14 protein-coding genes are annotated in these 12,840 nt (G+C 46.8%); 7 read left to right on the forward strand and 7 right to left on the reverse strand.

What is annotated here, in order from left to right:
• Positions 1–3 precede the first annotated feature (3 nt).
• Genes dapD through lysA form a run of 4 tightly spaced genes read left to right on the forward strand, consistent with a single transcriptional unit; the run spans position 4 to position 4,194 of the window.
• Positions 4–720, forward strand: coding sequence for a 2,3,4,5-tetrahydropyridine-2,6-dicarboxylate N-acetyltransferase (gene dapD, locus LLU09_RS01380; protein WP_228310159.1), 717 nt, complete (start codon positions 4–6; stop codon positions 718–720).
• A complete protein-coding gene (locus LLU09_RS01385; protein ID WP_228310160.1) occupies positions 713–1,849 on the forward strand; it encodes a M20 metallopeptidase family protein in 1,137 nt (378 codons plus the stop codon). Before dapD ends, LLU09_RS01385 begins: the two co-directional genes overlap by 8 nt.
• Positions 1,850–1,865: 16 nt before the next feature.
• The gene (locus LLU09_RS01390; RefSeq protein ID WP_228310161.1) at positions 1,866–2,954 is read left to right on the forward strand and encodes an alanine racemase; all 1,089 of its coding nucleotides are present in this window, start codon (positions 1,866–1,868) and stop codon (positions 2,952–2,954) included.
• Positions 2,932–4,194: a diaminopimelate decarboxylase gene (gene lysA / locus LLU09_RS01395; protein ID WP_228310162.1), complete on the forward strand. Its 1,263-nt coding sequence runs from the start codon at positions 2,932–2,934 to the stop codon at positions 4,192–4,194. Before LLU09_RS01390 ends, lysA begins: the two co-directional genes overlap by 23 nt.
• Before the next feature lie 96 nt (positions 4,195–4,290).
• On the opposite strand, the gene cspA is transcribed toward lysA, so the two are convergent.
• Both cspA and LLU09_RS01405 read right to left on the reverse strand, forming a co-directional pair.
• Positions 4,291–4,491 (reverse strand): cold shock protein CspA, encoded by a 201-nt coding sequence (gene cspA, locus LLU09_RS01400; protein WP_017548994.1) that lies wholly within the window; start codon positions 4,489–4,491, stop codon positions 4,291–4,293.
• Positions 4,492–4,670: 179 nt separating this feature from the next.
• A complete protein-coding gene (locus LLU09_RS01405) occupies positions 4,671–4,961 on the reverse strand; it encodes a DUF1033 family protein (RefSeq protein ID WP_228310163.1) in 291 nt (96 codons plus the stop codon).
• Between the two features lie 102 nt (positions 4,962–5,063).
• On the opposite strand from LLU09_RS01405, the gene LLU09_RS01410 reads away from it, so the two are divergent.
• From LLU09_RS01410 to LLU09_RS01420, 3 genes are read left to right on the forward strand one after another with little or no spacing between them, the layout of a single operon-like run.
• Positions 5,064–5,333 (forward strand): acylphosphatase, encoded by a 270-nt coding sequence (locus LLU09_RS01410; RefSeq protein ID WP_228310164.1) that lies wholly within the window; start codon positions 5,064–5,066, stop codon positions 5,331–5,333.
• 25 nt (positions 5,334–5,358) lie between these two features.
• Positions 5,359–6,087, forward strand: a complete 729-nt coding sequence (locus LLU09_RS01415; RefSeq protein WP_228310165.1) for a 5-bromo-4-chloroindolyl phosphate hydrolysis family protein — start codon at positions 5,359–5,361, stop codon at positions 6,085–6,087.
• A complete protein-coding gene (locus LLU09_RS01420; RefSeq protein WP_228310166.1) occupies positions 6,071–7,255 on the forward strand; it encodes a toxic anion resistance protein in 1,185 nt (394 codons plus the stop codon). The genes LLU09_RS01415 and LLU09_RS01420 overlap by 17 nt, the downstream gene beginning before the upstream one ends.
• Positions 7,256–7,294: 39 nt before the next feature.
• On the opposite strand, the gene brnQ is transcribed toward LLU09_RS01420, so the two are convergent.
• The 5 genes from brnQ to odhB form a co-directional block, all read right to left on the reverse strand.
• Positions 7,295–8,608, reverse strand: coding sequence for a branched-chain amino acid transport system II carrier protein (brnQ, locus tag LLU09_RS01425; RefSeq protein WP_228310167.1), 1,314 nt, complete (start codon positions 8,606–8,608; stop codon positions 7,295–7,297).
• Between the two features lie 113 nt (positions 8,609–8,721).
• A complete protein-coding gene (locus LLU09_RS01430; protein ID WP_228310168.1) occupies positions 8,722–10,461 on the reverse strand; it encodes a VWA domain-containing protein in 1,740 nt (579 codons plus the stop codon).
• A 5-nt stretch (positions 10,462–10,466) separates the two neighbouring features.
• Positions 10,467–11,258 (reverse strand): ATP-binding protein, encoded by a 792-nt coding sequence (locus LLU09_RS01435; protein WP_228310169.1) that lies wholly within the window; start codon positions 11,256–11,258, stop codon positions 10,467–10,469.
• A gap of 2 nt (positions 11,259–11,260) precedes the next feature.
• Positions 11,261–11,464: a DUF6501 family protein gene (locus tag LLU09_RS01440; protein WP_228310170.1), complete on the reverse strand. Its 204-nt coding sequence runs from the start codon at positions 11,462–11,464 to the stop codon at positions 11,261–11,263.
• An 85-nt stretch (positions 11,465–11,549) separates the two neighbouring features.
• Positions 11,550–12,839, reverse strand: a complete 1,290-nt coding sequence (gene odhB, locus LLU09_RS01445) for a 2-oxoglutarate dehydrogenase complex dihydrolipoyllysine-residue succinyltransferase (protein WP_228310171.1) — start codon at positions 12,837–12,839, stop codon at positions 11,550–11,552.
• Position 12,840: the final 1 nt, after the last annotated feature.

The raw sequence follows: 12,840 nt of genomic DNA on the forward strand, positions 1-12,840 counted from the left end.
AAAATGGAAAACTTTACAGCAGAAGAAATCATCCAGTACATCAGTAATGCACACAAGGTGACGCCAGTGAAAGTCTACGTCAACGGAAACTTTGAAGGCGTGGAATTCCCGGATACACTCAAGGTGTTCGGCAGCGAAACATCAAAGACGATCTTTGCAGATCTGGCGGACTGGAAAGCATTTGAAGAGTACAACAAGGACATCATCACAGACATTGAAGTTGAAATGGACAGAAGGAACTCTGCGATTCCGCTGAAAGACCTGTCAGAAACAAATGCACGCATAGAGCCGGGCGCGTTCATCCGTGAGAATGCAGTGATTGAAGATGGTGCAGTCGTCATGATGGGTGCAACGATCAATATCGGTGCAATCGTCGGTGAAGGCACTATGGTTGATATGAATGCCTCCCTCGGCGGACGTGCTGTTACAGGGAAGAATGTCCATGTGGGTGCAGGATCGGTACTCGCCGGCGTCATAGAGCCGCCAAGTGCTTCCCCGGTAGTCATTGAAGATGATGTTCTGATCGGTGCAAATGCCGTCATCCTTGAAGGTGTAAGAGTTGGAAAAGGTGCGATTGTAGCGGCAGGCGCAATTGTTACGGATGATGTTCCAGCAGGAGCGGTTGTAGCAGGCACACCTGCAAAAGTCATCAAGCAGTCCCAGGATGTTGACAGCTCCAAGAGGGAAATCGTTTCAGCTCTGAGGAAGCTTAATGACTGATCTTGAATTTGTGACTGAACACAGACGGATGCTGCATCAGCATCCTGAAACGAGCATGCAGGAGTATAGGACGACCGAATACATCATTGAATTCCTGCAGCAGATGGAAATACCTTTTGAACGGCCTCTTGAAACAGGGGCCGTTGCTCATCTCTCAGGAAACTCCAATCGGACGATCGCCTTCAGAGCGGATATAGATGCCCTGCCGATACAGGAGGAGAATGATGTATCCTACCGCAGCACAGAAGATCATGCCATGCATGCGTGTGGGCATGACGGCCATACGGCGGCCCTGATGCTTTTTGCCAAACGCTGTAAAGCTTTGCATGATGCAGGAGAACTGAAGCATAATGTCATATTCATTTTCCAGCCTTCCGAGGAGACAGCGGCAGGCGCCAATCAGCTGATTGATGCATGGCAGCCTGAGGAAGAAATCGAAGCGGTGTTCGGTGTCCATATGATGCCGAATGAGGATGAGGGCAAAGTGGTGCTCCGGGATGGCGAAATCACTGCAAGTGCAACTGAGTTCCGTTTCTACGTGGATGGACGGTCGGCCCATGTGGCGGCGAAGCATGACGGTGTATCAGCGATAGAGACACTGCTTCACCTCACGACGCAGCTGACACAGCTCCAGCACTTCCACCTGAATGGGCTGAACCGAAACATCATCCATATCGGAAACTTGAATGCAGGTGAAGCCATCAACACTGTTGCAAGCAGAGGCTACCTCGAAGGTACGATACGGACTTATGAGATGACGGATCTTGAGGCGATAAAGGAACGGATGGAAACATTAGCCCGCACGGCCACTGAACTGTTCAGCTCCAAGGTGGAGGTCACCTTCAATGAGGGTTATCCGCCGGTGATGAATGTGGATGCGCTGAGGCCGTCTGTAGAAGCGGCCCTGACTGCCATCGATATTAACATCATCGACAGTGAAAAACCCTACCTGTTCGGGGAGGACTTCAGTTTCTACAACCGGATTGCGCCCTCCTATTTCATATTTTTCGGAAGCCGTAATGAGGAGAAGGGATTTACAAGCAGCCTGCATACATCGACATTCGATTTCGATGAAGCGGTATTGGTGAAAGTCGCAGATTATTATGAAGCACTGATGGAAGAATTATAAGAAGGAAGTGGATGGAATGGGTGGCATACTCACAATAGACAGAAAACAGTTCATACAGACAGCCGAAGCGGCAACAGTAGGCAAAGATGTCATAGCTGTTGTCAAAAACAACGCATACAATTATGGTCTGGAATTTTCAGTAAGGGCATTTCTTGAGGCTGGCATCCATTCGTTCGCTACCACTTCAATGGATGAAGCGCTTGAGATCAGGAGGATTTCAAGCGAGGCGATGGTTTTCCTGATGAATCCGACCTATGAACTTGATACCGTCAGGGAGAATGGCTTCCATATCACCCTGCCCTCCCTCGAATATTATCATGAGTATAGGGAGGCGCTCTCCGGCATCAGTGTACATCTGGAATATGCAGGGCTCTTCAACCGTTCCGGCTTCAGCACATCTGAAGAGATGGTTGAAGTCATCAATGATGCCCATGCCCTCCCCCGGCATGCAAGGGTGGATATTGCAGGCATCTGGACCCACTTCGGCTATGCCGATGAACTGGATATGGAAGAATACGAAGTGGAAAGGGAATTATGGATGACGCTCCTTTCAGATGTCCTGGCGACAGGACATGAGTTCGATTATATCCATTCCCAGAACAGTGCAAGCTTTGCGCGTGACGGCCTGTTCAATGGCCACACCCATCTGAGGCTCGGCATCGCCCTGTACGGCTCACGACCCTATGCATCACTGCCTGCCGAAAATTACATGCAGAGTCTGACTCTGAAGGCGCCGATCGTCCAGCTGAGAAGACTTTCAGCCAACCAGAAGTGCGGTTACGGCGGGAGCTACCAGCCTGAAAACGATGCAAAGATCGCAGTGGTCGATATCGGCTATGGGGACGGCATCCTGAGAAAGCGCGCCGACTTCGACTGCATGATCAATGGGAAACGCTATGCGATCAAGGCTTTGATGATGAGCCATATGATTGTGGAAGTGGATGAAGATGTGACACTTGATGACGAAGTCATCATGTACAGCAATGATCTGCGGATCGACGACTACACGGCACTGGGTGCAGGGGCAAATTCCGAGCAACTGGGTGCGCTGAACTACAACTCTCTAAAAAAGGTGATTTTAAATGACACTAGCGTATATCAATGATGAACTGCACTTGAACGGCCATTCCCTGAAAGGTTTGGCAGCACAGTATGGGACTCCCCTATTCGTCTATGACGAAGATGCACTTCGCAGCCAATGCAGAAGGTTCCACAGTGTTTTTGAAGGGGAAGCGCTGGATTATTCCATTTCGTATGCTTCAAAAGCCTTCACTTCCATACAGATGGTCAAACTTCTTGAAGAGGAGAATATGAAGCTAGACGTCGTTTCTGCGGGTGAGCTCTATACGGCACTCGAGGCAGGATTCCCGGCTGCAGACATACACTTCCATGGAAACAACAAGACGGCTGAAGAAATCGAATATGCACTTGAAATGGGTATCGGCCTGTTCGTGGTGGATGCGGTGGATGAAGTCGCGCTGATCGACAGGTTGGCTGATCACCCTGTGGACGTGCTGCTCAGAATCAATCCGGGCATCGATGTAAACACACATTCCTATATCCAGACCGGCCAGGAAGACAGCAAGTTCGGACTGTCGATCCACAATGGTACTGCTGAAGCGGCAATCGACATGATACATAAAAGCGACAAGTTGAATTTCAAGGGCGTCCATTATCATCTGGGCTCGCAGATCTCGGAAGAAGGTCCTTTCCTGAAAGCACTCGATGTCGTTTTCGAATGGCTGTCCAACGCCTCCATCGATGTTGAGATATTGAATATGGGCGGCGGCTATGGTGTCCGCTACACTGAAGCGGATGTAAGGTTTCCTATCGAGGAAGGCTTCTCAAGGATCATCAGTAAGCTGAAGACCCTTGCTGCCGAATATGACATCGCCCTCCCCTACATCATGATAGAGCCTGGACGTTCAATTGCGGCAGAAGCCGGTACGACCATTTATGAAGTTGGGGTCGTAAAGGATATTCCAGGCGTCTCAAGGTATGTATCGATTGATGGCGGAATGAGTGATCACATACGGACGCCACTGTATGATGCCGAATATGAGGTGTTGACTGTAGAGGCCGGTGACGGGGAAAGCATCGATTCACATGTCGTTGGCAAGCTGTGTGAATCTGGAGATATCATCGGCAAAAACCTTCCTCTTCCGGAGGACATCAGCCGAGGTGATCTGGTTGCGGTCGCTACCACAGGGGCCTACCACTACTCCATGGCTTCAAATTACAATCAGATGAGGAAACCGGCTGTCGTATTCGTCACTGAGGACAATGTAAGGGAAGTCATCAGGAGACAGAGTCTGAAACAGCTTGTTCAAAACGATGTGTTATAAAATAAAAAGAGCCCGTGGGCTCTTTTTTAATATAAAAAAACCTGGGACAAGCCCAGGTTTGGATGATACAAATCAATTTTTTTAAATAGATTTATATTAGAGTTTAACAACGTTTGCAGCTTGTGGGCCGCGGTCGCCTTCAACAACTTCGAATTCTACAGACTGACCTTCTTCAAGGGATTTGTATCCTTCTTGGTTGATAGCGGAGAAGTGTACGAATACGTCGTTTTCACCCTCGATTTCGATGAAGCCAAAACCTTTTTCTGCATTGAACCATTTTACTGTACCTTGTTTCATTAATTAAATCCTCCAGTGACGATATTCAATAGCATAACCCATATAGCATAGAAATGTATGGTACATACAATTTCTTATATGGAGAATACTTATTGATATCTCAATTATAAGGCATATGAGCCGGATTTGCAAATCATTCTTTATCTATTTTATAATTTTTTATGAATATTCTAATAATATTATGCAATTAATTCCCCGTCTTTAAGCATCATCGGTGTATAGAAAATCTGGAGATCTTCCCCGCAGTCTTCACAATTCTCCATCTCACAGCTATTGAAGAAGGCAAGAAGGCTGTATTTTCCTTCTTTGAATGAATGGAACTGTTCTTTCATTTTCTGTATGAGGTCCCTGTATGCGTCTTTCATCGCAGTTTCGGACTCATAGCTGAACTGCCTAATGATGTCCTCCTGCCATCCCTCAAAAAGCCACCAGCCTTCATAATCCGCCCTGAGTATGACAATCTTAAACATTTTAAAAACTCCATTCGCGTTTGATAATATATGTATTATATACGCGTATAATTCGCATTATCAAGCGAAAAATCCTATAATATAGTATAAGAGGTGTTGCAAATGGAATCAAGAATGATAATCGTATCCGGACGTGTCCAGGGGGTCGGTTTCAGATATTCGACAAAAGTCATTGCAGATCGGCTGAACATCACCGGATATGCAGCAAATGTCCGGGACTATGTGGAAATACTTGCCACAGGGTCGGAAGCGGATCTGGATGAGTTCGTACGGCAAGTCGCAGAAGGCGCCTCCCCTGCTTCGAATGTTGATGACTATTCGGTCAAGACAATCCCCCTGGAAGACGGCTATGACAGATTTGTAACCAAATAGTATTGACTGAAGGTGTAATCCAAAAATGAAGAATAATATATCACACTGGTTCGCCTCATTGATCTCCATACCGGTTGCAGTCGTGGCCGGTACGTTTTCGATGATCGCCTTCGATATTCATCTGGCTTTGGACATGATGGTTGCAGCAGGCGGCTTTTTTGCAGCCTACTTCCCTACCCAATCGATCAGCCTGAATTCCCAGCTGCAGAAGATGGGAATATCCAAAAGTGAATACCGCTATGTCAAAAGGCAGCTTGCAGAAGCGAGGGAAAAGATCAAAAGGCTGAGGCAGAGCTATAAGAATGTAAGGACCTTGAAAGATGTCAAACTCATATATGACATCAATCGGCTCGTCCGCACAATCTACCAGACAGTCGAAAATGATCCCAAGCTCTTTTTCAATGTACAGCAGTTCTTCCATTCGAACCTTGATTCTGCCGTGAATACCATCGAACAGTATCTTTTTCTGTATAAGATGCCCGGCAAGACCAGGGAGGAGAAGGTGAAGCTGCATGAAACTCGCATTTCGCTGCTGGAACTCAAAAGGACCATCCAGTCGAACCTTTCTGCGATGAACCGGGACAGCTATCAGGCTCTTGAAGTTGAGAAGGATTTCATAAAACTGAATAAGAAGCGCACGATGTCCACACTCAAACTCGACAACAAACTTGATAAGGAGAAGGTGGACCTGAATAAGAAAGAAAAAGAGCCAGTATATCAAAACAGAGGTGAAGATGATGAAAGAGGAAAATAAACTAAAAGAGAAACTGTTATCCGATCCATTCTCTTCTGTAGATGAAGACACTGACCTCATGCCCCAGCCTGAAGTGGGCATCGAGGAAAAGAATGAGCAGAGCACTCTCGCGACATATCAGGAAAGGTTTACAGAAGAAGATCTGAAGAGGATTGAAGAAATTAAGAATAAGATAGAACCATTGGATAATGATGCACTCATACAATATGGTTCAAACGCCCAGCAGGCATTGTCCAAGTTCTCACACCAGATGCTCACAGAAGTCCAGTCGAAGGACGTCGGCCCCATCGGAGAGACGCTGGAGAGTCTGATGAAGAAACTGAAGGAAATCGATCCGGATGAACTGACGAAAGAGAAGAAGAACATCTTCAACCGCATATTCCGGAGGGTGAAAAAATCAGTGAATGAACTGATTTCGAAACACCAGAGCGTGGCCTCCCAGGTCGACCGCATCGGCATACAGCTTGAACATGCCAAGGAGGTTCTGGTCAAGGATGTGCATCTCCTGGACAAACTGTATGATCAGAACAAGGATTACTTTGATGCGATCAACATCTACATTGCTGCGGCTGAAATGAAGAAGGAAGAGCTTGAAAACCAAACACTGCCTGAACTCAGAAAGAAGGCTGAGGAATCAAGCAACCAGATGCATGTACAGGAAGTCAATGATATGATGCAGTACGTCAACAGGCTTGAAAAACGGATACATGACTTGAAGCTCTCAAGACAGATCACCCTGCAGTCCGCCCCACAGATCAGAATGATACAAAACATCAACCAGACGCTGGCAGAGAAGATCCAAAGCTCCATTCTGACAAGCATACCGCTTTGGAAGAACCAGATGGCCATAGCCCTCACACTGCTCCGCCAGGAGTCCGCATCACAGGCACAGCAGGCAGTCACCAATACGACCAATGATCTGCTTACAAAGAACTCTGAAATGCTGAAGCAGAACTCCATACGGACAACCCAGGAGAATGAGCGTGGCATCGTGGATATCGAAACGTTGAAGACGACCCAGGAGAACCTGGTGACCACCATCGAAGAGACGTTGAGGATCCAGCAGGAAGGGTCACAGAAACGCCAGGCAGCAGAGCGGGAGCTCGAAACCATGGAAGAGGAACTGAAGACAAGGCTTCTTGAGCTCAAAGAAGAGCATCGTTACTGATCCAATAATAAAAAGCGCATCCGACGGATGCGCTTTTTATTATGAGTATTTCACTTTTTCATGCTTCATGCCGATCAGATATCCAACAATATATCCGATGATCATTACTGGAATCCATTCAAATGAATTCGCAAATAGAGGCATGTTCTCTATCCATCCAAGATCCATCCATCCATTCCTGTGTATGACAGAAAGGATGCTTGTGATGATTACAAGTGCAACCGGAAGCTGGAAACTGAGTCTCGGTGAAGGGACAAAGTATGTCAGGAACAGCAGCGCGACAGAAGCCATTGCGATCGGATAGATGATATAGAGGACTGGAACACTGGTCTGAATGACTTGGTTAAGCCCCTGGTTCGCCAATACGAGGGAAATCAGTGTGAATACGACGACGAACTTTTCGTATGATATCTTTGGCAGGATGCTGTTGAAGTATTCACTTACGGCAACAATCAGGCCAGTAGCCGTCGTTATACATGCAACCGCAACGATGACACCAAGGAGTATCGCGCCAAATTGGCCAAAGGAGTCGTTTGCGACGAATGTCAGCAGGAATGTTCCCAGATTCTGATCATCGACCTGCTCACCACCAAGATCTACACGGTTGCCGATCCATCCAAGTGAGACATAGATGATGCCGAGAAGCAGTGCGGCGATGGAACTTGCCTTAACCGTTTCGATAAGCAGCTCTTTTCTGCTGGTGACACCAAGATCACGGATGGAGTTCAGAACGATGACTGAGAATGCAATGGCTGCGATGGCATCCATTGTAAGGTATCCTTCTGTAAAGCCGACAGAAAATGGCGCAGTTGTATCGAAGCCTTCCGCCGAGGCACCTGAATCGTTGCTTATGTACATCATAATGGCTTTGATGATAAGCGCTACAATAGTGACCAGAAGCACTGGTGTAAGGAAGCGGCCGATGTTGTCTACCATACGGCTCGGGTTGTAGCTTAAAAGGAAGACGATAGTAAAGAAGACGATTGAGAAGATGAGCAGGCTTACCCAACCTGTTCCATCCATAAATGGCATAAGTGACATCTCATAGGCTGTCGTAGCTGTTCTTGGAATAGCGAAGAACGGCCCGATGGCAAGGTAGATGACCACCATGAAGATGACTGCAAAAGCCGGATGGACGACTTTCAATGATTCCCTGTATCCACCTTTTGAAATGGAACCGGCGATTACCCCGACGAGAGGGAGACCGACACCAGTGATGACGAATCCGATGATGGCCATCCAGAAATAGTCTCCACTCTGGAACCCGAGACCAGGTGGGAAAATCAGGTTTCCTGCCCCAAAGAACATGGCAAAAAGCATGAACCCGATGATGATGCTGTGTTTGAAATTCATGGGTTGACCTCCTAATACTTAAAAGTTATTGAAATGATAAACCTTAGTTTACAATACAAACCCCTTTAAGTCCATAAAATTCTTAATTGTCAGATATTGCAAAGTGTGAAAAGCTACACTAATATTTTGGTCAATATCCTCTTGAGCAGGTTGGGCAATGCAGCAGCAATTTCTTCTGCATCATTGACGATGATGGTATTGGTGTCATAGATATTCCTGATGGCGGCCAGTGTGTTTTCCTCATTCGATTCATCGATGAAGATATTGATGACCTGGATGCCGGATTTTCTTGCTTCCTGCACTGCCTCATGCGTATCTATGATACCGCTCTGGTTATATTGTTCGGCACTTGGCAGGCCATCGGAGAACATGATGATGAATCTGTCCTTCTCACTGCGCATCCGCAGCTTTTCGGTCTCATGTCTTATCACAAGTCCATCACGGTTATCGCCCGAAGCTTCAATGTCCATCAGTGATACCGGGTAGTAGTATTTGGATTTCCCGAAGTCCATGTGCTCATAGATGTTATTCGGATAATGATTCTTCATCACTTCAAATGTGTCCTCATGATGGGAAACGATACGGTGTGGTATATCCAGTGACTTGAGGATATTATTCAGTATGATGACACCATTCCGGCAGCCTTCAAGGGTTTCAGTCATCGAGAACGACTGGTCGATGATGACTGTAAACGCAGCATCCAGCTCCTTGGATTCGGTATTCTTCTTTACAAAAAGCTTCGGGCTGTCATCGATTATCGGTCCTATTGGATTCTTCATGAGTTTTCCTGTAGTGCGCCTCGTCTCGAAAGCGTTCATCTTGTAGTTGAGTATCTGGGTAATGTCACCGATGACCTTTTTGGCTACAGCATTATAGGACTCGAATATCCGCTGATAATCCTTATACTGGGAGAGTTTGATTTTGGGCTTTACGATGTTGAGCACTGCGTGCTGATTGATGGCGCCAGAATCCTCCATCAAGTTGTCCCCGGTATTTTTACCGAAGCCTTCATGGTAGTCGGATACATCATCCTCATGTGGATTCTGCCTTCCATGCGCACTTTTACGTGAAGTATTGTCCCCGGTCTCACCGAGCATATTGGCTTCATCAGCATCACGGTCCGTCTTGGTGTCCACCCGGCTCGTCTCCTCTTCTTCCTCCTCCGCCTTTTCATCGAGACGTTCGGCATCCTTCCTGAATGGCGTCGTCTTATTGAATTCATTGATTTCATTGAAGGGCATATCATGGATTCTGTAGGAAGTGTTCAGCGAAATTTGTGGAGATAATTTTTCTATTATCTCTTCTGTCACTGTGATGCTTTCTCCGGTGCTTTCACTGATCAGTGGAAAGGATTCTCCGAATGCCTCCATGTTTTCCCTGTCCTCCAAAATCGCAATATTGAAAGATCTCAGGAATGCTTCAGCATCATTGGAAGCATTCTTTTGGTATTCATCCGTTTTTATGCGGTCCCCAAGTTGAATGATTTTTCTGATCATCGGCCGCCATTCAATGGCTGTCCTTCTGTTACGGTAATATTCCAGGGACAGGAAGACCTGCTGTGCGAATACCTCCCTGTCCTTCATCCTGTCATATTCCGGGTAGTTGAAAATATAAGGGGAAGGATATCTGGTAAGTATATCGTACCTGAACCCTTCCCTTTCACTGATGTCCGTCCTGTGCTTCCAAAAGAAGCTCAGGTTGAACTCATTGGAAGCAGGGTTGTAGTAGCTGTACTTTCGTACAGTGACCGTCACTTCCTTCCTTTTCAGCAGAAGGCGCAACAGGTCAGTGATTTCCATCATTATTTTGGAATCCACAATTTCATCATTGAATTTTATAAATGAATAGCTCATGTTCATCACATTCCAAACTGAAGTTCTGCTGCATTCAGAATTGCTTTCTTCTCCTGTTCACTGTCGAGCTTGTCGATGATCGCCCGGTAGCATGCACGCCCGATCGGCATCTTTGTACTGAGGTCGGCGAGGTCGATCAGACTTCTCACACTGGAAGCTTCCTGCGATATCTGGCCCTGCTCCGTCATCGTAACGAGATCTTCATGGAAATCTGTGATGGATTCGATGAGGGACGCATCTTTCTGGATGCTCTGTGAATTCAGCACCTCCCTCAGCGATTCTTTCGAGACGTAGCCAATTTCTATGACGTTGAAACGGTTCAGCAGTGCTTCATTCATGGGCATGGTGCCGACATAACCGACGTTGATGGCTGCAATGACGTTGAACCCCTCATCAGCAACGATTGTATCACCGGTCAGGGGGTTTGTGATGGTCCTGCGATAGTCGAGGGCCGCATTCAAAATCGGAAGGACTTCAGGTTTAGCCATATTGATTTCGTCAATATAGAGCATCGCCCCTTCCTTCATGGCTCGGATGACCGGCCCATCTATGAAGGTGATCTCCTGCCTACCTTCGTTGTATTCGATCGTTTTGAAGCCGAGCAGGGATTCGATATCGACATCCACTGAACAGTTTATGCTGTACATGTCCTTGCCGAGCTCTCCTGTCAAGTCTTCAGCCAACCTTGTTTTACCGGAGCCCGTCGGCCCTTTCAGAAGGAGGTTCTTTCCGAGGGAAAGGATGACTTGGGCATCGCTTTTTATATTTTCATCGTTATGAAGAAATTTTATGGCCATATCTATTCAACTTCTTCAAAGTAAGTTTTGTAGTAGCCGCCGACCTTGCCTGAGTTGTCTTTGACGAATATATATTCTTCGGTTTCATTGACGACCGTATAGGTTTCTCCGGAAGTGAGCATATCAGAGACTTTGTATTTCTTCGCATCTGTATGCTTTACCCTGACGGTCCTTAAATTGTTGTCATTCCAAGTTTCGTGAAGCATATTGATCTCTCCAAACATTTTAATTTATTTTGATTCTAACATAAAAATGACAGGCATCCCACGGGAGCCTGTCATGATCTTTCAATTATCCTTCCAGCAGGAGGTCTTCTGGATTTTCAATCAGATCTTTGATCGTTTTGAGGAATCCGACCGCCTCTTTGCCATCGATGATCCTGTGGTCATAGCTGAGTGCAATGTACATCATTGGACGGTTTTCCATATTCTCGTCGTCTATTGCTACAGGCCGTTTCTGGATGGTGTGCATACCAAGGATGGCTGCCTGGGTACCATTGATGATCGGTGTGGACATCAGTGAACCGAAGACGCCACCATTTGTGATCGTGAACGATCCACCAGTCATATCATCAAGGCCGAGCTTCTTATTCTGGGCTTTCTTGGCCATATCGACGATATCGCTCTCGATTTCTGCGAAAGTCTTGCGGTCACAGTCCCTGACGACTGGAACGACGAGGCCTTCATCTGTAGAAACAGCGACACCGATATCGTAGAACTGTTTCATTACGAGGTCTTCTCCATCGATTTCAGCATTGACAGCCGGGTATTTTCTGAGAGCTGCCACTGAAGCTTTTGTAAAGAATGACATGAACCCGAGACGTGTACCGTCATGGCGTTCCTGGAACTCATCCTTTTTGCGCTTCCTGAGTTCCATGAGATTGGTCATGTCCACTTCATTGAATGTTGTGAGCATAGCCGTATTTTGGGAGACTTCAAGCAGACGTTTGGCAATCGTCTGTCTTCTGCGGGACATCTTTTCCCTCACTACAGGCTTCTCAGGTTTGCCTGATGCCTGTTTCTGTGGCTGCTCCTGCTTTTTAGGCGCTTCAGCTTTTTCAGGCTGTTTGTCATGATTGTCGACATCCTGGCTTCTGACGAGACCGCGCGGATCGGATGCATTGATGTCGCTCAGATCAATGCCCTTCTCGCGCGCCATGCGTCTTGCTGATGGCGTCGCAACAATGCGTTCACCGTCGTCTGAAGATTCTTCCTCAGCGGATTCTTTGGAGTCATCTTTGGAAGTTTCCTCTTTTTTCTCTGAACTCTTTTCGGATTCCTTGGATGCTCCTTCTTCCTCTTTGGAAGTATCCTCGGACTGCTCTTCAGATGAGCCGCCAGCTTCCCCATTATCTTCGACTATGGCGATGACCTGGCCGACTTCAACAGTGTCCCCTTCTTCAGCTTTAAGCTCGGTGATGACACCGGCTTCTTCACTGATCACTTCCACGTTCACTTTATCCGTTTCAAGTTCGAGAATGTTTTCACCCTTCTCGACACGATCGCCTTTTTGCTTCAGCCAGCTTGCGATCGTTCCTTCTGTAATTGATTCAGCCAGTTCCGGCACTTTAACTTCAGCCATT

The sequence above is a fragment of the Salinicoccus sp. RF5 genome, from assembly GCF_020786625.1.
GTDB lineage: Bacteria > Bacillota > Bacilli > Staphylococcales > Salinicoccaceae > Salinicoccus.